The sequence below is a fragment of the Agrobacterium sp. CMT1 genome, from assembly GCF_037203725.1.
In the GTDB taxonomy this organism is placed as follows: domain Bacteria; phylum Pseudomonadota; class Alphaproteobacteria; order Rhizobiales; family Rhizobiaceae; genus Agrobacterium; species Agrobacterium pusense.
Genome location: NZ_JBBCAR010000001.1, coordinates 336,952 through 360,036, shown reverse-complemented (window position 1 = coordinate 360,036; position 23,085 = coordinate 336,952). Strand labels below are relative to the sequence as shown.

20 protein-coding genes are annotated in these 23,085 nt (G+C 60.8%); 13 read left to right on the top strand and 7 right to left on the bottom strand.

Annotated features, from left to right (window positions below; translation table 11 throughout):
- The first annotated feature begins 69 nt into the window (after positions 1-69).
- The 3 genes from WA845_RS01945 (at position 70) to WA845_RS01935 (ending at position 3,566) form a co-directional block, all read left to right on the top strand.
- Positions 70-2,013: a pseudouridine synthase gene (locus WA845_RS01945; protein ID WP_037090828.1), complete on the top strand. Its 1,944-nt coding sequence runs from the start codon at positions 70-72 to the stop codon at positions 2,011-2,013.
- Positions 1,994-2,551 (top strand): 16S rRNA (guanine(966)-N(2))-methyltransferase RsmD, encoded by a 558-nt coding sequence (rsmD, locus tag WA845_RS01940; protein ID WP_004440217.1) that lies wholly within the window; start codon positions 1,994-1,996, stop codon positions 2,549-2,551. The genes WA845_RS01945 and rsmD overlap by 20 nt, the downstream gene beginning before the upstream one ends.
- An 88-nt stretch (positions 2,552-2,639) precedes the next feature.
- Entirely contained in the window at positions 2,640-3,566 is a 927-nt protein-coding gene (locus WA845_RS01935) for a patatin-like phospholipase family protein (protein ID WP_045532795.1), read from the top strand.
- A 205-nt stretch (positions 3,567-3,771) separates the two neighbouring features.
- On the opposite strand, the gene WA845_RS01930 is transcribed toward WA845_RS01935, so the two are convergent.
- Positions 3,772-5,601: a monovalent cation:proton antiporter-2 (CPA2) family protein gene (locus WA845_RS01930; RefSeq protein ID WP_004440219.1), complete on the bottom strand. Its 1,830-nt coding sequence runs from the start codon at positions 5,599-5,601 to the stop codon at positions 3,772-3,774.
- A gap of 116 nt (positions 5,602-5,717) precedes the next feature.
- Between WA845_RS01930 and WA845_RS01925 the strand changes: the two genes are divergently transcribed.
- From WA845_RS01925 to lpxK, 6 genes are all read left to right on the top strand, one after another.
- Positions 5,718-7,064 (top strand): metallopeptidase TldD-related protein, encoded by a 1,347-nt coding sequence (locus WA845_RS01925; RefSeq protein ID WP_112553596.1) that lies wholly within the window; start codon positions 5,718-5,720, stop codon positions 7,062-7,064.
- 91 nt (positions 7,065-7,155) lie between these two features.
- On the top strand, positions 7,156-7,962 hold the full coding sequence (locus tag WA845_RS01920) for a 3'(2'),5'-bisphosphate nucleotidase CysQ (RefSeq protein WP_004440221.1): 807 nt from the start codon (positions 7,156-7,158) through the stop codon (positions 7,960-7,962).
- A gap of 60 nt (positions 7,963-8,022) precedes the next feature.
- Positions 8,023-8,262, top strand: a complete 240-nt coding sequence (locus WA845_RS01915; protein WP_004440223.1) for a DUF4170 domain-containing protein — start codon at positions 8,023-8,025, stop codon at positions 8,260-8,262.
- Between the two features lie 215 nt (positions 8,263-8,477).
- A complete protein-coding gene (gene waaA, locus WA845_RS01910) occupies positions 8,478-9,800 on the top strand; it encodes a lipid IV(A) 3-deoxy-D-manno-octulosonic acid transferase (protein ID WP_006699512.1) in 1,323 nt (440 codons plus the stop codon).
- Complete coding sequence (locus WA845_RS01905) at positions 9,794-10,531, top strand: HAD family hydrolase (protein ID WP_004440228.1); 738 nt, start codon at positions 9,794-9,796, stop codon at positions 10,529-10,531. Before waaA ends, WA845_RS01905 begins: the two co-directional genes overlap by 7 nt.
- A gap of 258 nt (positions 10,532-10,789) precedes the next feature.
- Positions 10,790-11,836, top strand: coding sequence for a tetraacyldisaccharide 4'-kinase (gene lpxK / locus WA845_RS01900; RefSeq protein WP_035211803.1), 1,047 nt, complete (start codon positions 10,790-10,792; stop codon positions 11,834-11,836).
- 106 nt (positions 11,837-11,942) lie between these two features.
- Here lpxK and WA845_RS01895 read toward each other — a convergent pair whose 3' ends face one another.
- Both WA845_RS01895 and mutL read right to left on the bottom strand, forming a co-directional pair.
- Entirely contained in the window at positions 11,943-12,164 is a 222-nt protein-coding gene (locus WA845_RS01895) for a DUF2093 domain-containing protein (RefSeq protein ID WP_004440232.1), read from the bottom strand.
- Positions 12,165-12,314: 150 nt separating this feature from the next.
- Positions 12,315-14,147: a DNA mismatch repair endonuclease MutL gene (gene mutL, locus WA845_RS01890; protein ID WP_035211815.1), complete on the bottom strand. Its 1,833-nt coding sequence runs from the start codon at positions 14,145-14,147 to the stop codon at positions 12,315-12,317.
- A 406-nt stretch (positions 14,148-14,553) separates the two neighbouring features.
- Between mutL and WA845_RS01885 the strand changes: the two genes are divergently transcribed.
- Both WA845_RS01885 and WA845_RS01880 read left to right on the top strand, forming a co-directional pair.
- A complete protein-coding gene (locus WA845_RS01885; RefSeq protein ID WP_162719123.1) occupies positions 14,554-16,173 on the top strand; it encodes a response regulator in 1,620 nt (539 codons plus the stop codon).
- Between the two features lie 183 nt (positions 16,174-16,356).
- On the top strand, positions 16,357-17,709 hold the full coding sequence (locus tag WA845_RS01880; protein WP_112553328.1) for a putative bifunctional diguanylate cyclase/phosphodiesterase: 1,353 nt from the start codon (positions 16,357-16,359) through the stop codon (positions 17,707-17,709).
- A 181-nt stretch (positions 17,710-17,890) separates the two neighbouring features.
- On the opposite strand, the gene WA845_RS01875 is transcribed toward WA845_RS01880, so the two are convergent.
- The 4 genes from WA845_RS01875 to WA845_RS01860 are packed head-to-tail and all read right to left on the bottom strand — an operon-like array spanning position 17,891 to position 21,112.
- The gene (locus WA845_RS01875) at positions 17,891-18,778 is read right to left on the bottom strand and encodes an SMP-30/gluconolactonase/LRE family protein (RefSeq protein ID WP_112553332.1); all 888 of its coding nucleotides are present in this window, start codon (positions 18,776-18,778) and stop codon (positions 17,891-17,893) included.
- 4 nt (positions 18,779-18,782) lie between these two features.
- Positions 18,783-19,412, bottom strand: a complete 630-nt coding sequence (locus WA845_RS01870; protein ID WP_004440240.1) for a 2-dehydro-3-deoxy-6-phosphogalactonate aldolase — start codon at positions 19,410-19,412, stop codon at positions 18,783-18,785.
- 15 nt (positions 19,413-19,427) lie between these two features.
- The gene (locus WA845_RS01865; protein WP_112553335.1) at positions 19,428-20,342 is read right to left on the bottom strand and encodes a 2-dehydro-3-deoxygalactonokinase; all 915 of its coding nucleotides are present in this window, start codon (positions 20,340-20,342) and stop codon (positions 19,428-19,430) included.
- Complete coding sequence (locus WA845_RS01860; protein ID WP_162719106.1) at positions 20,342-21,112, bottom strand: SDR family oxidoreductase; 771 nt, start codon at positions 21,110-21,112, stop codon at positions 20,342-20,344. The genes WA845_RS01865 and WA845_RS01860 overlap by 1 nt, the downstream gene beginning before the upstream one ends.
- 83 nt (positions 21,113-21,195) lie before the next feature.
- On the opposite strand from WA845_RS01860, the gene WA845_RS01855 reads away from it, so the two are divergent.
- Both WA845_RS01855 and WA845_RS01850 read left to right on the top strand, forming a co-directional pair.
- Positions 21,196-22,065, top strand: a complete 870-nt coding sequence (locus tag WA845_RS01855; protein WP_162719107.1) for an IclR family transcriptional regulator domain-containing protein — start codon at positions 21,196-21,198, stop codon at positions 22,063-22,065.
- Positions 22,066-22,273: 208 nt separating this feature from the next.
- On the top strand, positions 22,274-23,014 hold the full coding sequence (locus WA845_RS01850; RefSeq protein WP_112553339.1) for a helix-turn-helix transcriptional regulator: 741 nt from the start codon (positions 22,274-22,276) through the stop codon (positions 23,012-23,014).
- The last annotated feature ends 71 nt before the right edge of the window (positions 23,015-23,085 follow it).

Below are 23,085 nucleotides of genomic sequence, written 5' to 3'. Positions count from 1 at the left end.
CGTTTCAATTTCCTCTTAACCCTTGTGCTTGGACCTGATAGGACAGCCCAAACAACAGGCAAACAGCAAATGACTTTTAAAGACAAGCCGAAGCGTGACGGCGGCAAGACATTTAGCCGAGACAGGAAGCCGAAAGGCCCCGGCAAACCCGCCGCCGAGCGCGAAAAGAAACCTGCCGAGGCAAAGGCCGCCCCGGTGCCGGAAACCGTTGGCGCCTCGAAGCCCGAGCGCATTTCCAAGATCATGGCGCGCGCCGGCGTGGCTTCGCGCCGCGATGTCGAGCGCATGATCATGGAGGGCCGCGTGTCGCTGAACGGCGTCAAGCTGGATACGCCTGTCGTCAACGCCACGCTGTCGGACAAGATCGAAGTGGATGGCATGCCGATTCGCGGCGCCGAGCGCACGCGGCTGTGGCTTTACCACAAGCCCGCCGGTCTGGTGACCACCAATTCCGACCCGGAAGGCCGCCCGACTGTTTTCGACAATCTGCCGAGCGAACTGCCGCGCGTCCTCTCCATCGGCCGCCTCGATATCAATACCGAAGGCTTGCTGTTGCTTACCAATGATGGCGGTCTTTCCCGCGTTCTGGAATTGCCGACCACCGGCTGGCTGCGCCGTTACCGCGTGCGCGCCCATGGTGAGGTGGATCAGGCGGCGCTCGACAAGCTGAAGGAAGGCATCGCCGTCGATGGCGTGCTCTACGGCGCGATCGACGCCACGCTTGACCGTACCCAGGGCCACAACGTCTGGATCAGCATGGGCCTGCGCGAAGGCAAGAACCGCGAGATCAAGAACGTGCTCGGCGCGCTCGGCCTCGAGGTCAACCGTCTGATCCGTGTTTCCTACGGTCCGTTCCAGCTCGGCGATCTGCCCGAAGGCAAGGTGCTGGAAGTACGTGGCCGGATGCTGCGCGACCAGCTCGGCCCGCGCCTGATCGAACAGGCGGGCGCCAATTTCGATGCGCCGATCTACAATGCCCCCGTTGAGGACGAGGAAGACAACGCGCCGAAGCGGCCCGCGAAGGCCGAATGGGCAAAGAGCGATGCGCCGGAAGGCAAGCCACGCTTCGAAAAAGGCGGCAAGTCCGAGGACCGCCGTGAAAAGGCGCTTGGCCGCCTCGACACCAAGCGGGGCGACAAGCCCGCCGGCAAGTTCGGCTCCAAGCCTGCCGGCAAGTTCGGCGCCAAGGGCCGCACCGAGGACGAGGGTGACGACCGCCGCCCCCGCCAGCCTGCCGGCACAAGCCGCACGGCCAATGTCTGGATGGCGCCTGGTGCGAAGCCGACCCGTGACGGCAAGGAACGCAAGTCTTCGGCCCGTGCTGAGGCGGAAAGCCTGTTCAAGAAGCCTTCTGCGCAGGACGAAGCCCGCCGCAGCCTCGTGCGCCATGCCGATGAAGACGGTGAGTGGATTCGTTCCGAACCCACCCGCGACGATGACCGCGGGCAGGGCCGTGGCGATCGCTCCGCACGTGGCGAGAAGAATTTTGGCGATCGTGGCGGACGCGGCGGCAAGTCGTTCGGCGATCGGCCGTTCCGCGACCGTCCCCGTGAAGATGGCGACCGCCCGCGTGGTGCCAAGCCGTTTGGTGACCGTCCGGCCCGGGGCGACAAACCCTTCGGCGACCGGCCCTTCCGTGACCGCCCGCGCGAAGACGGTGACCGTCCGCGCAGCGACCGCCCACGTGGCGAAAAGAGTTTCGGCGATCGCACCGCCCGGGGGGAAAGACCCGCTGGTGACCGTCCGTTCCGCGACAGACCCCGTGACGACGGTGATCGCGCCCGTGGCGAGCGGCCAGCGGGTGACAAGCCCCGCGGCGGCAAGCCGGGCGGCAAACCCGGCTTTGGCAAGCCGTCCTTCGGAAAATCGGGCGAGCGTGGCGAACGTTCGGGGTTTTCCGGAAAAGGCGCTGGCGGCAAGGGCCCCGGCGGTAATAAGCCGGGCGGTAAGGGCCCGGGTGGCAAACCTTCTGGAGGCAGGGGAATGACACGTAATGCGGATCGTAGGCGGTGAGTTCCGCGGCCGGAGCTTGGCCGCGCCGAAAACAAATTCCATTCGTCCGACCATCGACAGGACGCGGGAAAGCCTCTTCAACATTCTGAGCCATGCCTATCCGGAAAGTCTGGATGGCACGCGCGTTCTGGACGTTTTCGCCGGGACCGGTGCGGTCGGGCTGGAGGCGCTTTCGCGTGGCTGTCGTGTGGCGCTCTTCGTCGAAAACGGCGTCGAGGGCAGGGGGCTGCTTTGGGAAAATATCGATGCGCTGGGTCTGCATGGCCGCGCCCGCATCTTGCGGCGTGATGCCACCAAGCTCGGCGGCGTCAACAATATCGAACCGTTCGATCTTCTTTTCGCCGATCCGCCTTATGGCTATGGCCATGGCGAAAAGGCTTTCGCGGCTGCCCATAGTGGCGGTTGGCTCAACGCCGGCGCGCTTGCCATTCTGGAAGAGCGTGGCGATGTGACGGTCAATGTCGATCCGGCGTTCAAGCTGCTTGAAAGCCGCATCTTCGGCGACACGAAGATGCATTTCTACCGCTACGAGCCCTGACGGGGGGTGCCCCGTCACGCCACGGTCTTGTCGTGTTTGCCGGATAGGCAGACCCCTTCACCGTGGTAACCAGTTTTGGGTGTTTCGCATGGATCAGGCTGGGAACGAAAGCGTCACGATCGTCCGCGCCGGAGAAGAAGTTCTCGAAGGCGATGGTGCGGGCAATCATGAGCCGACATTCGGACTGGCGCTCGGCGGCGGCGGCGCACGCGGCATCTGCCATATCAACGTTATCGAGGCTTTCGACGAACTCGGCATCCGGCCCGTGGCAATTTCCGGTTCGTCCATCGGCTCCATCATCGGCGCGGGCATGGCGGCCGGCATGTCTGGCCGCGAAATCCGCGAATACACGCTGGAACTCATGGGACGCAAAGGTTCGGTCGCCAACCGGCTCTGGAGCCTCGGCCCGGCATCGATGCGCCATGCGGTGGACGGTTTTCGTCTCGGCCAGTTCAATCTCGAACTCATTCTCCACGCCTTGATGCCACAGGCGCTGCCGAAGGATTTTTCCGAACTCGCCATTCCGCTGAAAGTGATAACCACGGATTATTACGCCCAGACCGAAGTGGTAGTCGAGAGCGGCGAGATCATCCAGGCGCTGGCGGCTTCAGCCGCCATTCCGGCGCTGTTCATGCCTGTTCGTATCGATGGCCGCATCATGATCGATGGCGGTATCTTCAATCCGGTCCCGTATGAACATTTGCTGGATCACGCCGATATCGTCATTGGCGTCGATGTTGTCGGTGGTCCGGAAGGGGATGGAACCACCATGCCCAGCCGATTGGAAAGCCTGTTCGGCGCCAGCCAGCTGATGATGCAGGCGGCGATTGCTCTGAAGCTCAGACTGCGCCCGCCACACATTTTCCTACGCCCACCGGTTCACCGTTTCGGCGTGCTGGACTTCCTGAAGTCGGAAGAGGTGCTGAACGCGTCGTCCAGCATCAAGGATGATCTGAAACGCCAGATCGAACTGCAGGTAGAGCTGTTTCATCGCGGGCAGGGCGTGGAGGCTTAAGCAGTAATCCCTGAGTATTCGCTAGGAACGAGCGGGTACCACTGGTTTCTTCTCCCCGCCGGCGAGAAGGTGGCCCGAAGGGTCGGATGAGGGGGAACGTTGCCGGATTTCGGAGAACTTGCCCCTTCATCCCGCTGCCGCGGACTTCTCCCCGGCGGGGAGAAGACATAAGTGGCGCTATCCCAGCCACTACGAAGAACGCATTTCACAACGACACCTCCGTCTCGCTGTCCTCCATATCCTCTTCTTCCTCCCGCTTTTCCGCCTTGTTCTTCGGCTTCATCAGCGGTTCCGGCTTCACCTCGCGTACCGGCTTGTTGTGCAGCATCTGCCGGCCGGCGGCGAGGCCTTCCACGGCTTGCAACTGGAGTCGCTCTTCATCGCGTTCGCGAATGTCGTCGGCAATCGCCAGAGCCCTGTCGCCATCCATATCGAGCCCCTCGAGAATACGCCTGCCAAACAGCAGGCCGGATTCCAGCGTTTCGCGGAGCTCATATTCCACGCCCTTCTTTCTAAGGTCGATCGAATGAATGCGGTCATAGGAGCGGGCATAGATGCGAACGCTTGGAAATTCCGACTGGATCATGTCGATGATACGGTCGGTGACTTCCTTCTTGTGGGTGCAGACCGCCACCAGATCGGCCCGTTCGATGCCGGCGGCGATCAGCACGTCCTTGCGGGTGCCATCACCGAAAAAGATACGGAAACCGAAACGGGCGGCCTGACGCACGCGATCGGCGGAACTGTCGATCACGGTCACGTCGCGCCCGCCGGCGAGAAGGATCTGCGAGGCGATCTGACCGAAACGGGAAAAGCCGATCATCAGCACATCCGCGCCGGCTCCGTCGAAATCCTCTTCCAGCTTGTCTTCTTCCGCATCCTCCGCCGTCAGCCGGCGTGAAATCACCGCAAGAAGCGGCGTCAGCGCCATGGAGAGCGTAACGACGGCAACGAGGATCGAGGCCGTTGCCTGCGGAAACAGTCCCGAGGCGGCAGCCGTGGTGAAAAGCACGAAACCAAATTCGCCGCCCTGCGCCAGAAGCAGCGCGATGCGGCTCGACGCATAACGCGATGAGCCTGCGATGCGGCAGAGGCCATAGATCAGCGCCGCCTTCACCGCCATCATGACAGGCACGGCGATCAGGATAAGCACGATGTTCTCATAAACGATATGGACGTGCAGCGACATGCCGACGGCCATGAAGAACAATGCCAGGAACAACCCGCGAAACGGCTCTATATCGGCCTCCAGCTCGTGCCGATAGGAGGACTCCGACAGCATCAACCCCGCCAGCAACGCGCCCATGCCCATCGACAGGCCGACCGCCTCCATGATCGCGGCGGCGCCGATGACGACGAAGAGGGCGGCGGCGATCATCACCTCCCGCGCGCCGGTGCGGGCGATGATCTGGAACATGGGGGTGAGAAGATACCGCCCGGCAAGGATCATTCCGGCCACCGCGACGACGGAGGCGATGAGATCGGACACCATGGAATCCGTCGGCACATCGGGCCGGTTGGAAAGAATGGTGACAAGGGCAAGAAGCGGCACGATGGCGAGATCCTGAAACAGCAGGATCGAGAAGGACCGGTTGCCATGCCTTGTATTCATGTCGCCGTCATCGGCAAGGATCTGCAGTGCAAAGGCGGTGGAGGAAAGCGCAAGGCCGAAACCTGCGACGAGGCTGCCGCGCCAGTCGATCAGCCCCGCCCACCATACAATCGCCGCAAGCACACTGCCCGTCACCAGTACTTGCGCCAGCCCCAGCCCTAAAATATCGCGCCGCATCTGCCAGATGCGCGACGGCTTGAGTTCCAGCCCGATGATGAAGAGCAGGAAAACGACGCCGAGTTCCGAGACGTTGAAGATGTCCTTCGCATCGGTGACCAGATGCAGGAACGGCCCGATGACGATGCCGGCCACCAGATACCCGAGCACGGTGCCAAGTCCGAGTTTGCGGAAAACGGAGGCCGCAATGACCGCGCCGGCCAGAAGCAGCAAGGGTTCGGAAAAGAGAGCGTCGTGCTCGGTCATGCGGGCGAACTTTCGAATAGGGTGGCGATGGCGCCCTCTGGACGGAGAAAGCGACGTTTCGCCCTTGATGCGGGGTTGCTGGCACAATAAATGGAACAGGAATGAAAGGCCAACTCATGTCCTCAGAAATAGATTCTTCCAAACTTCTCGAGCGCGCCAGCCAGCTTGTCGATCTTGCCCGGGCCGCCGGCGCGGATGAGGCGGATGCTGTTGTCGTGCGTTCGCGCTCACAATCGGTCGGCGTGCGGCTCGGCAAGGTGGAAAGCACCGAATCCTCCGAAAGCGACGATTTTTCCCTGCGTGTCTTCGTTGGTCGCCGGGTGGCAAGCGTTTCGGCCAATCCCGGCTTCGATCTGAAGACCTTGGCGGAAAGGGCAGTGGCCATGGCGAAGGTTTCGCCGGAAGACCCCTTTGCCTGCCTTGCGGACAAGGAACGGCTGGCAACTTCCTATGACGATCTCGAGCTTTTCGATGCAACGGACGTATCTGCGGATCAATTGCGCGAGGCGGCCCTTGCTTCGGAAGAGGCGGCGCTGGCGGTCAAGGGCGTCAGCAATTCCTCCGGCGCCGGTGCATCGAGCGGGATGGGCGGCCTCGTTCTCGTCACGTCGCATGGCTTTGCCGGCAGCTATATGGGCAGCCGTTTCAGCCGTTCCGTCAGTGTCATCGCCGGCGAAGGCACGAAGATGGAGCGCGACTACGATTTCGACAGCCGCCTTTATTATGCAGATCTCGATACCGCCGAAGAGATAGGCCGTCGCGCCGGTGAAAAAGTCGTGCGCCGCGTCGGTCCGCGCCAGGTCGATACCGGCAGCAACATCACGGTGGTGTTTGATCCCCGTATCGCCCGCGGCTTCGTCGGTGCGATTGCAGGCGCGATCAACGGCGCTTCCGTTGCCCGCAAGACCAGCTTCCTGCGCGACAAGATGGGCCAGCAGGTGCTGAAAAAAGGCCTGTACCTCACCGACGATCCTCAGATCGTGCGTGGCCCTTCCTCCCGTCCGTTCGATGGCGAAGGTGTTCGCGGCGAAAAGATGACGATGATTGAGGATGGCGTTTTGAAGCACTGGTTCCTCTCCACCTCCGCGGCACGGGAACTCGGCCTGGAAACCAACGGCCGCGGCGTGCGTGGCGGCACTTCGGTCTCGCCGGCCTCCACCAACCTTGCTCTGGAGCCCGGCGATCTTTCGCCGGAGGACCTGCTGGGGCAGGTCGGGTCGGGCTTTTACGTCACCGAGCTCATCGGCCACGGTGCCAACATGATCACTGGTGAATACAGTTGCGGCGCGAGCGGTTTCTGGATCGAGAACGGCGAAAAGACCTTTCCGGTTTCCGAGGTCACGATTGCCTCGAACCTGAAGGACATGTTCATGCGGATCACGCCGGCCAACGATATTGATCGCAAATACGGCATCGCGGCCCCGACGCTCGCCATCGAAGGCATGACGATCGCAGGCAAGTGAGGCGACCTGCGGGGTTTTCGCTGGCGCTTCATATGCAAGTGCGAACAGAAAAACGGGCGCGCCATCTGAGGCGCGCGGAAAAGACGGCAAGATGAACGACATGGATGAGGCCCGCTGGGCCTCCGATCTGAGGCTGGTCCTCGAAGCCGCCCGCAAGGCGGGCGAGACAGCCCTCGGTTTCTTCCGCAAGGATCCCGAGGTCTGGTGGAAGAATGGCGGGCTTTCGCCGGTCAGCGCGGCCGATTACGCCGCCAATGAAATCCTCGAAACCATTCTGCGCTCCGCCCGGCCGGATTATGGCTGGCTTTCCGAAGAGACGGATGACGATACGGACAGGCTTTCCCGTTCCACCGTCTTTGTGGTCGATCCCATCGACGGCACCCGCGCCTTCATTGGCGGCAGGGATACCTGGTGCATCAGCGTTGCCGTGGTGCATGAAGGGCGACCGGTGGTGGGCGTGCTCGTCGCACCGGCGCTGTCGGAGGAATTTACCGCGATAGAGGGCGGCGTGGCGTTAAAAAACGGAAGCCCCATCTCCGCAAGCGGCGGCAATACCGGCACCTTCCATCTCGCCGCCGCGGCAGAGGCGATCACGCATCTGCCGGAAACGATGCGCAACAATGTCGAGCGTGTCCCGCATGTGCCGTCGCTGGCCTACCGGCTGGCGATGGTGGCGGATGGTCGTATCGACGGTACGCTGGTCATGCCCAACTCACACGAGTGGGACCTGGCCGCGGCCGATCTCATTCTCGAACGCTCCGGCGGCCGGCTTGCCGGTCTGGATGGCAAACCTCTGATGTATAATCGCCGTCGGGTGAACCACCCCGCATTGTGCGCCGCAGCAAATTATGCGCTGCCTGCACTTTTGAAAGCGTTTTCACATCCGTCTGGCAGTTGACGTTTGGCGGGAAATCCCGCAGATGAAGGCCTCTCTCAGAGTTCAAGAAAGAGATAAGACATGACGGAAACTGGCAAACCGAAACAGCTGCTGCACCTCGTCTTCGGCGGCGAACTGGAAAACCTTCAGGATGTTCAGTTCCGGGATTTGAGCGCGCTCGACATCGTCGGCATCTATCCAGATTACGCCTCCGCGCTCACGGCTTGGAAGTCGAAGGCACAGATGACTGTCGATAACGCCCATATGCGTTATTTTATCGTGCATATGCACCGTCTTCTCAATCCTGACGACAAAATTTGAGTCCCTTTGCCCTTGCGTTGTAATACTATTGGATGAAAGCGCGCTTTCCCGTGATTCCTGCGCGAGCGGCGCAGCCCGGGAATGCCGATGCGAGAAAATGTGATCGCGCTTTCGTTTCCGATGACAAAAAATGACGCAATTTGAGAAGAAGTAGGCGGCGATAACAACCAGAACAGGGGCAGGGCATTGCGCGGAATGATCAAGGGCAGACTGTCATGAGCAGCCGTATCGCACGTTTCGCTCTTTCCGGTTACCGCATTGCCGGTATCGCCGCTTACCCGTTTGCCAAGCCCTATCTTTCCTATCGGGCCGCCAAGGGCAAGGAAGACAAACGCCGCCGGCTCGAACGTTTCGGTTATGCGAGTGCCGAGCGCCCGCGCGGGCCGCTCGTCTGGTTCCACGCCGCAAGTGTCGGCGAAACGCTGGCGCTCATTCCGCTCATCCGCGAAATCCGCAAACGCGACATCTTCGTGCTTCTGACCACGGGTACGGTCACCTCGGCCGAACTGACCCGCACCCGGCTCGGCGATGACGTGATCCACCAGTATGTGCCGCTCGACATCAAGATCGCGGTCAACCGTTTCCTGACCTACTGGGCACCCGATGCCGCCATCACGGCCGAGTCCGAAATCTGGCCGGTGACGATGATGGAACTGGAGCGTCGGCACATTCCGCAGATCCGGGTCAATGCACGCCTTTCCGACCGTTCCTTCGATCGCTGGAAAGCTCGCCACGACATTGCTGAATCGCTGTTTTCCAAGCTGGCGCTGGTGGTTGCCCAATCCGATCTCGATGCCGAACGTTTCCGCGATCTCGGTTCCTGGCCGGTGGTGATATCGGGTAACCTCAAGGGTGACACCGACCCGCCGCCCTGTGACGAGGCGCTGCTGGAGAGCTACCGCAAGCAGGTCGGCAATCGCAAGACATGGGCGGCGATCTCAACCTTCGACGGTGAGGAGAAGGCCGCGGCCACCGTGCATGCGGCGATCAAGTCGCGCAACGGGCAACTGACCATCATCGTGCCGCGCCATCCCGAGCGTGGAGATGAGGTGGAGGCCATGCTGAAGGGCATGAATCTCTCCGTTGCTCGCCGCAGCCGCAATGATGTGATAACGCCTGAAACCGATATTTTCCTCGGAGACTCGATTGGCGAAATGGGGCTTTACCTGCGGCTGACCGAGCTTGCCTTTGTTGGCCGCTCGCTGACGGCCGAAGGCGGGCAGAACCCGCTGGAGCCTGCCATGCTTGGCTGTGCGGTTTTGTCGGGCGCGCATGTGCAGAACTTCCGCGAGGCCTATCAGAAGCTGATCCGCGCAGGTGGTGGCCGCATCATCCGTGATGTGGAGATGCTGGCAAAGGCGGTGCATTATCTGCTCGTCAACGATAATGAGCGTTACAAGATGATCGATGCGGGCAATCGGGTCATTCAGGATATGCGCGGCGCGCTTTCCTCCACGGTGAAGGCGCTGGAGCCCTATATCAACCCGCTCACCGTTTCCGCCAAGCTGCAGCCGCGGAGCGCCATCGGATCATGGTAGCGGATATAGAACTCAACGCCGCGCAGTCAATCGCCGCAGTGCTTTTCGACAAGGACGGCACGCTGCTGGGCTATGACGCAAGCTGGGGACCGGTGAACCGCGAACTCGCGTCGATTGCGGCCAAGGGAGATCCCGTCCTCGCCGACAGGCTTCTCTCCGCCTGCGGCATGGATCCCGTTACCGGTCATGTGGTGCCCGACAGTCTTCTGGCCGCCGGCAACACGGCGGAGATCGCCGCCGGTCTCGTCGCCGCCGGCTCGCCCTGCGATGTTGTCGAGCTCACGCAACGTCTCGACCGGCTTTTTACCGAGGCCGCGGATAAATCCGTGCCGGTGACCGATCTCAAGGGTTTTTTCGCGAGGCTGAAGGCTCGCGGCTACAAGCTCGGTATCGCCTCCAGCGACAACGAAAACTCCATCCGCCAGACGGCCATCCGCTTCGGTTTCGAAAACGATATCGATTTCGTTGCGGGATATGACAGCGGTTACGGCACCAAGCCGCAGCCCGGCATGGTCCTCGGCTTCTGTCAGGCGATCGGTATCTCTCCCGACCGCGTGGCCGTCGTCGGCGATAATAACCACGATCTGCATATGGCGAAAAACGCCGGCGCGGGTCTCAGGGTCGCCGTTCTCACCGGCACCGGCTCTCGCGAAAGCCTGGGTGCGGATGCCCATTATTGTTTCGATGACATCACCGGGCTCGAAGCGCTTCTGCCGGAACGGGCTGTTTGAGCGGTGCCGCACGGTTTGCATTGTCGCGGCACTCTCCACGTCCCGTCATGCCGGCCTTGAGCCGGTATGACGGAGAAAATGGATATCGCGGCGCGCAGATTGAAGTTCCATGTTAAATCACGGCCAGTCCGTATCAGCACCGGTGCGTAAAGCCGTCTATTCGGATTTTGCAATTTACGGTTTTTTCTGGCAAACAACCTCCCAGACGTGAAATGGCGAACGCAATGCCGTGGGCGACCCGGCCGGGAGCGGGAATAGATGGTTTCTGAAGCGCCGCCCTTCTGGTGGCAGAAAGCGGGCTGGCAGGCGTGGCTCCTGTCTCCTTTCTCGCTTCTTTACGGCAAGGTCGCCGGCCGGCGCATGCGGACGGGAAAAAGGGCAAGTGTCACCGTTCCGGTCATCTGCATCGGCAACTTTACCGTGGGTGGCGCGGGCAAGACGCCGACGGCAATGGCAATTGCAAGGGCCGCCGTTGCGAAAGGCTTGAAACCCGGATTTCTCAGCCGCGGTTATGGCGGCACACTGGATGTCACCACCCTTGTCGATCCCGCACATCATCGCTCTGCCGATGTCGGAGACGAGCCGTTGCTTCTGGCGCGCGAAGCGGTGACGGTGATTTCGCGCCGCCGCGTTGAGGGTGCGCATCGCCTGATCAAAGAGGGCGTTGATCTCATCATCATGGATGACGGGTTTCAGAGCGCGCGTCTGACGCTGGATTATGCGCTTGTCGTCATCGATACAATGCGCGGCATCGGCAACGGCCATCTGGTGCCGGGCGGTCCGGTAAGAGCCCCGCTCGCCGAACAGATGCGGCATATGACCGGGCTCCTGAAGGTCGGTAATGGTCACGCGGCCGATGCCCTTGTGCGGCGAGCCGCAAAGGCTGCCAAACCCGTTTTCGTTGCGGCGATCACGCCGCAGGAGCCGCAGGATTTCAGGGGAAGGCGTGTGCTGGCCTATGCGGGCATAGCCGACCCGGCCAAATTTTATCGAACCGTCGAAGCGCTCGGCGGCGATATCGTGATGCAGCGCTCTTTCCCGGATCATCACCACTTCAGCGATGACGAGATTGCCGATCTTCTGCAGGACGCAGGCAAGGCGGATCTGCAACTTGTCACCACGGCCAAGGATGCCGTGCGGCTTAACGGGCACCACGGCCGGGCAGAGGAATTGCTCTGGAACAGCCTGGTGATCGAGGTCGACATGGTGTTCGACGATCCCAATGCGGCTGGAACGATTATCGATACGGCCGTGGCGAACTGCCGCGCCCGTTTGCTTCGGGATAATTCGCGGACGTCGCGTTAAGGTACCGAAAAAGACAAACCGTCGTGCGCCGGTTTCTCCTCACTGACGTGACGAGCATAGGGACGAGGGAGGCAAACACGCGACACTCGACGCGTCTCTTCCCTCCTTATGCCGGCAAAGTACCAGCCTTCTTTTCGGCTTCCAGAGAAGCCGCGGCATCCACATAGGCCTCCTGCCGCGCCACGCTCCAGTAGCGCAGCTCATCGAGCGGAATGCTCTTGCCTGTCATGGCGCAGATGACATGCGAGCCGGTCTGGACGATGCGGAAGTCACCGTCGAGATATTCGATGACGGCGAGGCGATTGCCGCCTCCTTCAAATCTGTTCATCCGTTTTCGTCTCCTGCTCTGTCCTGTCGGGGCACCCAGTCCGAAACGGCGTAGCGTTTTCCTGAACAATCCGGATGCTCCAGTATCCTGAATTTATATAGGCCGGCGTGGCGCAAGGCCAGCCCCGACGCCCGTGCATGTAAGACGGCGTCAGCTGCGGCCGAAGAGCCGTTCTATATCGGAAAGCTTCAGTTCGATATAGGTCGGACGGCCATGATTACACTGGCCCGAACCCGGTGTATTTTCCATCTGCCGCAGAAGCGCATTCATCTCCTCCGGCCGCATGCGCCGGCCGGAACGCACCGAGCCGTGGCAGGCCATTGTGGCGGCGACATATTCCAGCTTGTTGGCAAGCGTCGAGGCGGCGTCCCATTCGGCGATCTCGTCGGCAAGCTGGCGCACCATTCCCTGCACGTTGACCTCACCCAGCATGGCCGGGGTTTCGCGAACGGCGACGGCACCCGGCCCGAAACGCTCGATGACGAGCCCCAGCGCATCGAAACCGGTGGCGTGATCCATCAGCCGGTCGCAATCTTCTTCCGGCAGATCAATGATTTCGGGGATGAGCAGCACCTGCGAAGCCGGCCGTTTGGAATGCAGTGCATTCCGCATCTGCTCGAAAACCAGCCGCTCATGCGCCGCATGCTGGTCGACGATGACAAGGCCGTTTTCTGTCTGCGCGATGATGTAGTTCTCGTGCAGCTGCGCCCGCGCGGCCCCGAGCGGGTAGAGCGTGGGCTCGGGCGAGGAGCTCGCGCCGGCTTCATAAGTTTCCCGAGACTCGGCCCGCGCCGTTGGGGTGGTGATGTCCGAGAAATGTGATTGTACCGCCTCCGAAAACTGCGTTGCGCCTGAAACGGCGAGCGGCCGTGACGGCGAGGTCGCGGCGGACCATGGCGCGGGAGCGGTCGTGAAAGGCGATGGCCTGAGGCCAGAAGGGCTATAGCCGGGGCGGAAGGCGTTCATCATCTGGCTGGCGCCCGTCGTTGCCGCCCTGTCGCCGTCACGCGTCAGCGCCTGGCGGATCGCGCCGACGATCAGCCCGCGAATGAGCCCGGGGTCGCGAAAACGAACGTCGGATTTCGCCGGGTGTACGTTTACATCCACAAAGGCGGGATCGAGCGTGATGGAAAGCACCGCGACAGGATATCGCCCATGCGGCACGGTTTCGGCATAAGCACCGCGAATGGCGGATAAAAGCAGTTTGTCCTGCACCGGACGGCCGTTGACGAAGACATATTGATGCGCCGAATTGCCACGGTTGAAGGTGGGCACGCCGGCAAAGCCCGTCAGCGTCACATCCTCACGCCCGGCATCGATTTCAATGGCGTTGTCCTTGAAGTCCGCACCGAGAATCTGCGCCATGCGGGCCAGATGATCGTCACCCGTCGACGGAATTTCGAGCGTCGACCGATCCGTGCCTGACAGCACGAAGCGGATATGCGGAAAGGCGATCGCCATGCGTTTGACGACTTCGGTGATTGCGGCCGCTTCGGCGCGTTCCGTCTTCAGGAATTTCAGCCGTGCCGGTGTGGCGAAGAACAGGTCGCGCACCTCGACGATGGTGCCGGCATTCGAGGCGGCCGGCCTCACATCGGAAACCTTGCCGCCGGTGACGGAAATCACCGAACCCTGCTCCGCGCCCTGCTGGCGGCTGGTGATCGTCAGCTTGGCCACGGAGCCGATGGAGGGCAGTGCCTCGCCGCGGAAGCCGAGCGTGCGTATATCGTCAAGTGTATCGGAAATCTTCGAGGTGCAGTGCCGCCTGACCGCAAGCTCGAGATCGGCCGGAGACATGCCACAGCCATTGTCGGTAATCCGCACCAGCCCCTTGCCGCCGCCCGCCGTGGCGATCTCGATGCGCGTCGCCCCGGCGTCGATGGCATTTTCCACCAGTTCCTTCGTGGCGCTGGAGGGTCTTTCGATGACCTCGCCGGCGGCGATCTGGTTGATAAGGGTTTCTGAGAGCTGCTTGATGGCCATGATCGCCATTTTCGCGGATTCGCGCCGGCTTCGAAAGCAAAAAACTGAGACCGCGGAAATTTGCACATGTTTTGCGGGTTGCATGGCATCGGACCATTTCCGCCAATGCAGTTTAAGCGTTAATCCGCCCTTAATCGCCCTTGTTTATGGTGGGGCAGCTTGAAATGACCGCAGAAACGGGGCCACCTCTGCCGGGTGGTGTGTGACGTCGACTATGGGTGAGCGTCATCTTCTCCTCAAGACTGCTTCAAGCGGCAAACCCTGATGTCTGTTTTCCGGAATTTTCGTTTCATCCCGGCATCTGCCCTGGACGATTCCAATAGAAACAAAAGCCTGACCCATTAAAACAGGCGGGAGTTTGCAGTTGAGTGATTTGGCGTCCTCCGGCGCGGGCGTTCATACGGTGATGCTTGATGCCCTTTGCGACGCGCTTGGCGCGGCGATCGTCGTTTACGACCGTAACGATCACATTATTTTCGCAAGCCGGAAGCTCCTCAGTTTTTTCCCGCTGGAAGAGGCCGTCATCGGCCCCGGCGCGCGCCTGCGCGATTATCTTGGCGCCCTGTACGATTGTTACCATATCGAGACGGAAAATCCTGCCGCCAATGCCCGCCAGTTCGGTCGGGAAGAGTGGATCGGCGAACGGCTGGCTCTGCACTGGAAGGAACGGTCTGAAAAAACCGAACGGCTGAAGGGGGAGCGGTTCCTGCGCTTTGTCATGAACCGCCTGCCATCCGGTCTCGGCATTAGTGTCCTCGCGGATATTTCTGAACAGAAGAAGCGTGAAGAACAATGGCGTATCGATCTCGAGCGCGTACAGCTCCTCGAGGATATTCTCGACAATCTGCCGTTTCCCGTCTTCGTCAAGGACCGGAACCTGGCCTATGCCGCCGTGAACAAATCCGCCTGCACCCTGGTCGAAACCAGCCCCGAGAGCCTGCTCGGACGCACGGTCTTCGATCTCCATTCAAGCAAGGTTGCGGGGCGGATCGATGCGGCCGACCGGACGGTACTGGAGAGCGGCACGCCAAGCGTCATTCCGGAAAGGGTGAGACGCCTGAACGGTGAAGAGATACTGACGATCACGCGCAAACAGCGCGTAGGACGGTCAGGCCGTTATTTTCTGGTGACGACGATGGAGGATGTGACTGCGCTCGCCACGCTCGATGCGAACGGCATGCCCGTCATCCCTTCTCTGGAGCATGTGGCATTTGTGTCCTCAACCTATGGAAAGGATGAGGAGAAGGAAGGCCGTAACGGCTTGCTGAAAAGCAAGGCGGTGCTGGTCGTCTCCGAAAACAGCCGCTTTGCAGAGGCCGCAGGCCGCCAGCTCACGGCAGGTGGCATGGACCATGCAGCGGTGACGAGCGAGGAAGAGCAGCGCGCCTTTATCGATGTCGCCGCCTCCGCCGGGGTTGCCATCGATGTTGTTGTCATCGACGCCCAGATGAGCATCGCATGCCTCGATATTGCCGCGGCACACCATCTGCCCGTCGTCAGCATCGAGGAGGACGAGATTGACGCGTCGTTGTTGCATCATGTGGCTGTAGGGCTCCATTCGGTGCCGAAGGAGAAATCGGTAGAGGAGGACTGGGAGATCATGACGCAGGACCTGCCCAAAATCCTCAGCAACGGCGGCGTGTGCGACGTTCTTCTCGTCGAGGACAACCGGGTCAACCAGATCGTTTTTTCGCAGATACTTGAGGGTCTCGGGCTTTCCTGGCGGCTCGCCACGTCGGGCGAGGAAGCGCTGCGTCTCTTCGTGGAACAGGCTCCGTCGGTCGTACTGCTTGACACGACGCTTGCCGATATCGACGGCTTCGAGGTCGCCCGCCGCATGCGCGATCTTTCGGGTGAAAAGCGCATTCCTGTTGTCGGCGTCATTACCCACGCATTCGAAGGCGACCTCGACAAATGCCTCGCATCCGGGATGGAGGACATGCTGCTGAAACCTGTCAGCCCCGATATGGTGGAGGCTGTTTTTGTGCGGCTTTTTGGCAAGGACGTGCTGCAGCTGCAGGCGTGATAGCCCCCTCCATCGAACCGCGTGGCGTAAACATACAATTAATTGCCGCCGCCTCGGCCGTTTTGCGCTGGCAGCGGGTCTCAACGAGGGCGGTCTGTGGTTTTCGGTTCGTCGCTCTATGGCTTTTTTAATACTTGCCCTGCATTGTGATCGCGGTCGATAGAGGATTCAAGAGATGCAGGAATGAAACGGGCAGAGCCGCAAACGTTGCCGGTTAGCCAGAACGAGCTTCAGGCGATGGCCTACAGCGATCCGCTGACAGGGCTCGGCAACCGCTATCGTTTGCGGGACAAGATCCGCATGCTCGCCAGCGAACGCTCCAGCGATCCAGCACCCTTCACGGTCGGCATTGCCAATATAGACGGCTTCAAACCCATCAATGACCTTTTCGGCGTGCAGGCTGGCGATGAAATCCTCTGCCAGGTTGCTCACCGCCTCAAAGCCTGCATTCCCGATGGCGCCATCGTGACTCGCCATGACGGCGACGAATTCGCTTTCGTATTGCCGCTGGTGTTCGAACGCACCGGTGCCGAGCGTGTCGGCAACATGATCAAGGACGTGCTCTCCGCTCCCTATGATCTTGGCGATCGTAACGTCCGGCTTTCCTCCTCGTTCGGCTTTGCCATCTATCCCTTCGCCGGCGATGATTTTGAGGATCTGCTGAAAAGCGCCGAGACGGCGCTCTACCGCTCCAAGCGGCGCGGCCGCGGCCAGATCACCGTCTATTCGCGTGAGATTGCGCAGGAGATGAAGCGCGCCACGCAGCTTGAGCAGGCGCTCAGAAACGCGATCATCACCGACGCGATCGACGTGCATTTCCAGCCCATCGTCCGGCTGGAGGAGGCGAAGGTCATCGGTTTCGAGGCGCTCGCGCGCTGGAACGATCCGGATCTCGGCTTCGTATCGCCTGCGGTTTTCGTGCCGCTGGCCGAAGAACGCGGTTTCATCGATGCGCTTTCGGAGGCCCTGCTCAGAAAAGCCGCGGAAGCGGCGCTTTTCTGGCCGCGTGAGCTCTTTCTGTCCTTCAACCTGTCGTCCGCGCAACTGATGGACCCCAGCACGGCCGACAATATTCTGTCCATACTTTCGCGTGTCGGCCTCGACCCGCACCGGCTGGAGCTTGAAATCACCGAAACGGCGGTCATGACCTCCGCCGATACCGCCCAGCGGATCATCAGCGAGTTGCAGAGCGCGGGCGTTCGTATTTCTCTCGACGATTTCGGCACCGGCCAATCGAGCCTCGGCCGCCTGCGGGATTTCACATTCGACAAGGTGAAGATCGACCGCGCTTTCGTCTCGCGCATCAGCAGCGACCGCCCTTCCGAACATATCATCAAGGCCATCGTCGCCATGTGCGAAGGGCTTGATCTTGAAGTCGTGGCCGAAGGGATAGAGGAGCGGGCGGAAGAGGAAAAACTGCGCGCGCTCGGCTGCGCCATGGGACAAGGCTACTTCTACGGCCGCCCCGCCGACGCCGCGGCGACCCAGCGGTATCTACACGAGAATTACCGCGAGATATTGTCGGATATTTCCTGAGAAACGGAATGACCTTGGACGAGGCGGTGGGGACGCCCCGAACACCCCTCATTCCTGTCTTTGTCACGGGAACCCGGCCGACGCGCGTCTGCGCGGCGAAGAGAGTCCCTTCGGTCCAAGACTTGGGCTGGCTAGATTCCTGTGACAAGCACAGGAATGAGAAGGCGGTGCGTGCCGCGTCTCAGAGCCTGTAAAGCGGCTCAAACCGGCCCTTGACTTCAACCCCCAGTTCGAACGTCAACCCGTGCTGCGGATTGGCGGCTAGGGCGTCCTCGTCAAGATTTTCACGCGCCGACGTCACGAGAAGGCGCGATGCGTCCGGACCGACGAAGGCCGGGCAGGTCGTCTGTCCCGCGGGCACCGCATATCGGGCAATATGGTTGCCGTCGGTATCATAACGATCAACCGCGCCTTTGCCCCAACGAGCGTTCCAGATATGCCCTTCGGCATCGCAGACCGAGCCGTCGATACCGCCATCGACTCCTGTCGAATCGATGAAGACTTCAGCCTTGCCGGAGGGGAGGCCGGTCTCGGGATCGAGCGGCACGCGCATCAGCTTGTTCACCTTGGTATCGACGTAATATCCGGCCGCGCCATCGGGCGAGAAGCAGATCGAATTCGGAATGCTGATATCGGCAAACAGCTTCGTCACCGTGCCTTTGTAAACATGATAGATGCTGCCCGCGCCGGTTTCCGCCTTGCGGCCCATGGTGCCGATCCAAAGCGCGCCGCAAGGGTGCATGCGCCCGTCATTGGACCGGTTGCCGGGCAGGTCCTTTTCCAGCTCCGCATGCAGAGTCAGCACACCAGTCTTCGTATCACGCAGGAAAAGCCCGTCATCGGAGGCGATCAACTGTTGGCTGTCGCTGACTTTCGCCAGAGCGCTGCCCATGAAGGGCAGGGCATGGACGGTCTTGCGGCCGGAGGCGAGGTGCAGTTCATGCAATTCCCGCTCGAGAATGTTGAACCACCAGGCCGTGCCGGTCGCAGGGTCGAAGGTCGGGCCTTCGCCGAGCAGCATCGGCGTCTCGTCAAGAACACGTCCGGTAAAGGGAAAAACAGTCGCCAAGCTCTTATCCTCCGATGGCTGCATCATAGGCCGACAGTGTGACAGTGGCGCGTTCGCGCACCTCCGCTGCGGTCATGCCGGGTTTATAGAGGCTGGTTCCGAGCCCGAACGCCATGATGCCGGCCGATGTATAGTCGGCAAAATTCTTATCCGAGACACCGCCGACCGCTGCGATGACCAGATCCTTCGGCAGGATCGTCCGGATCGCATTGATGCCGGCGGGGCCAATGATGCTGGCGGGGAAGAACTTCAGCCCGGTCGCACCGGCTTTTGCGGCCACCAGCGCTTCGGTGGGGGTGAGAACGCCCGGCATCGTCACCATGCCTTTTTCACGTGCAGCTGTAATGACCTCCGCATCGGCATTGGGGCTAACCATCAGCCTGCCGCCTGCCGCGTCCAGCGATGCGACGTCTTCCACGCTCAGCACGGTCCCGGCGCCGATCAGGCAATCGGCGGGCGCCATCTTTGCCGCGATCTCGATGGAGCGGAACGGATCGGGGGAGTTCAGCGGAATTTCGATGGCGCGGAAGCCGGTTTCGATCAGCGCGCCGACAACGCCTTCTGTCTCCTCGGGTTTCAGGCCGCGCAGGATGGCAATCAGCGGATATTTGATGGAAGGGAAGGGAATACGCATGGTCGATCTTTCTTCTTATGGCCAGATGGCTGTTGCAGCGGCCAGCAATCCGCGCCGCACGGCTTCGTCTGCGTCGATGACCGTATAGTGGATATCGAGAGCGGTGAAGGCACCTTCGTAAAGCGCGCCAAGCGCGCCGGAGCCGATCAGCACCACCGGTGTCTCCCGCCGCGCCGTCGAATGCGCGCCGGCGATCTCCAGCCCGATCATGATGCCGGAAAGCCTGGCCTTGGCATCCGTGGCGGCGAGGCCATGCAGCAATTGACCGGAGCGCAGTGTGAACAGCCGGTTGCTGGCGAGCTGCGGATTGGCGTAAATGTCGAGCACGGCCGCTCTGAAGTCCTCGTGTCGGCCGGTGAAAGGCTCCGCCTCGGCCACCGCATGGGACAGGATCGTCTGCTTGGAAATGACCTCGAACAGTTCGCCGGTCATGAAGGTGGCAAAGCCGTTGACGTCGCCATCACGAACGGTCACCCATTTGGAATGCGTCCCGGGCATGCATACAAGTTTCTCGCCGGTGTCCGAGGAGGCAAGAGCGCCGAGCAATTGCGTTTCCTCGCCACGCATCACGTCGGGCGCGTTTTTATCCCGCTGCGCCAGCCCCGGCAGAATGCGCACATCGCGCGCCTGACCCGGCACGCGAACCGCGCCATCCAGCACCGACGAGAGCGATGCCGGCACGTCGATGTAACCCGCTTCGACCCAACCCTGCCGCGCGCCTGCCATACCACAGACGAGAACCGGCAAATCTTCAGGCGCGCCGATGGCGTCGAGATGCGCTTGCAGAACCTCGGCAAAACCGGTCCGCATGGCCGTGGTCATGCCTTCCGAACTTCTGCGCTCCGCCAGCACCGCACCCGAGCGGCTCATGAGCCAGAGCCGGAAACTGGTCGTACCCCAGTCAACGGCGATAAAAGCGGGTTCAGACATTATAGAAGGCCTCCGTCTACGATTATGGATTGCGCCGTGATGGCGCTTGATGCCGAGGATGCGAGAAACAGGCATGGCCCAGACAAATCGGCAGCGACGAGCATGCGCTTCAAGCATTGTCGCGCCGTGGTCGTCGCAATGCCCTCATCCGTCAGCCACAGTTCCTTCTGTCGCTCGGTCACGATCATGCCCGGCAGCAGCGTGTTGACGCGGATATTTTCTGGCCCCAGCCGGCCGGCAAGGCTTTTTGTCAACCCGATGATACCTGCCTTCGCCGCCGCATAGGAGGGAAGTTCGCCCATGTTGAGCAGAAACGAGATGGACGAGAAATTGATGATGGAGGCGTCTTTCGCGAGCCGGAGGTAGGGAAGCGCGGCCTGAACGGTAAAAAACATCTGCTTGAGATTGACCGCCTGATTGGCATCCCAATAGGCTTCCGTCACCGTATCTATGTCATGACGGTCGTCCCAGGCGGCGTTGTTGACCAGAACCTTGATACCGCCGATCGCCGCGGCCGCCTCAGTGACGGTCACGGCTATGGCCGCCACGTCGCGCAGGTCGGCCCTGAAGAAATGGACCGGGTGGGGCGACACCCCGGAAAGCCGCCGGACCAGCGCTTCGCTCGGCTCTTCGGCGATATCGATGAACGCTACCTTTGCGCCCCGCATGGCAAAGGCTTCCACGAGCGAAGCCCCGATGCCGGAACCGCCGCCAGTGATCAGCACGCCCGCATCCTTGAGGTCCGGAAATTGGGCTGTCGTCATCGGCATGATCTCATCCGTCAGGGGCTTGATTGTTCCATTATTTGGAACTAGATTTTAATAAATGGAATTATTCCCTTGGCGCAAGCCTCATGTCAAGGCGAATGACAATGGATGTTGCCATGCCTGATATCGAAATACCCAATGGCAGGATGCGCAGCGCAGTTCCAGCCGCGCGGCAAAAAACCGATAGCGACACCGGTACACTTGGTAAGGCCATCTCGCTCCTGGAACTGATCGCCCTTTCTGAAAGGCAGATGCGTTTCACCGATGTGGTGGAAGCGTGCGGGCAGCCGCGAGGCACCGTCCATCGCCAGCTCGCACATCTGCTTGCCGAAGGCCTGATAGACCAGGCCCCCGACCAGACCTACGTTGTTGGCCTGAGGCTGTTGCAGTTTGCAGCCAAAGCCTGGAGTGGCAACGATCTGCGCAGCATAGCCGCCCCACACCTGGCGGCGCTGCAGGAGGCAACGCAGGAATCGGTGCATCTCGCGGTTCTGATCGGGCGCGAAGTGACCTATCTGGACAAGATTGAGGGCAAGCACAGCTTGCGCATGCATTCGCAGGTTGGAAAGACCTCACCAGCCTATTGCACCGGCGTGGGTAAGGCTGCGCTGTCGCTGCTACCCGCTGGCGATCTGGAAGATCTCGCGGCCGGGCTGGATTTTAAGCGCTTCACGGACAACACCATCACCACACCGCAGGCCCTGATGGAGGATGTTTCGGCCATTCGCACCCTCGGTTACGGTTTCGATCTTCAGGAGCACGAGATCGGCATTCATTGCGTTGCGGCGCCGTTACCGGCCCCGGGACGCAGTTTCCGCGCGGCGATTTCAGTGACCGGCCCCGCCTACAGGGTGGATGTGGAACAGCTCCGCGCCTGGACGCCGCTGGTGCGTGCAACCGCCGATAAAATTTCGGCAGAACTTGTCTATCGCTTATCGCCGGTTGCGGATGATTGACGAAAAGCCGATGCCGCTTATGGGGATGCCCGCCCGCGAAAAAGAGGAGACATGACCGGCTTACGCGAGATAACGCTAATTTTCGAATATTCTGATCTAATTTTCAACTTTTGTTTGCATGAATCGATTTGCTGAGTAACATCCTCAAAATTCCGGGCAGAGGCGGGCCTTTGCGGCGGCATTTCCTCATGCTCGAAGAACAGCTTTCATGCAGAAAACAGAAACGGCCAGCGTTCAGTCGATTGGTGTTGATTGCGTTCGCGAGATCGCCAATCTTAATACGCAGTTCGATATATTCCGCTTCCTGAAGCGGCTGACGGAAGCGTGGGAATTCAGGGCCTTCATGGTACTCGACCTCACTACAGAGGTCTCAAGCGAATTGTCGCATTATACCGTCATCACCAGCTGGCCGGCCGAACTGTTGCAACGCTATGATGAAGAAGGCGAGTTGCAGAACAGCCGCGTCATGGCGCGGTTAAGAAAATCCACTGTACCCTTTTCCGTGTCGCTGGATTTCCTGGTCGAAGGCGAGGGGCATGTCCTGAAGAAAAACGTGGTCGCGCTTTTCGAACGGTTCGAGATGATAAATTCCGTCTGGTTCCCGGTGCATGATGTCACCCTCAGGCGCGGCGCCGTATCCTTTTCCGGCAACAAGACGGCCCTGCCGGAAGCCCGACTTGCGGAGCTTTTTTACATTTCCAGCCACGTCTTTGCCCGGCTGTCCGAAATCCGCCGTCTCGATCTCCGCGTGCCGCAAACATTGAGCGAACGGGAGATCGACTGCCTGAACTGGACGGCAGCCGGCAAGACCAGTGCCGAAATCGCCGAGATCATGATGTTGTCGGAGCATACCATCAATCACTACCTGAACCGCGCGACGAAAAAACTCGATACGGTCAACCGCACCCAGGCGGTCGCCAAGGCCCTGCGCGTCGGACTGATTAAATAGCGAAACTCGCAATTTTATCATTGTGATAAAGCCCTTCCTGGGCGATCCTCTTTTCGAATCACCGGAAAGGA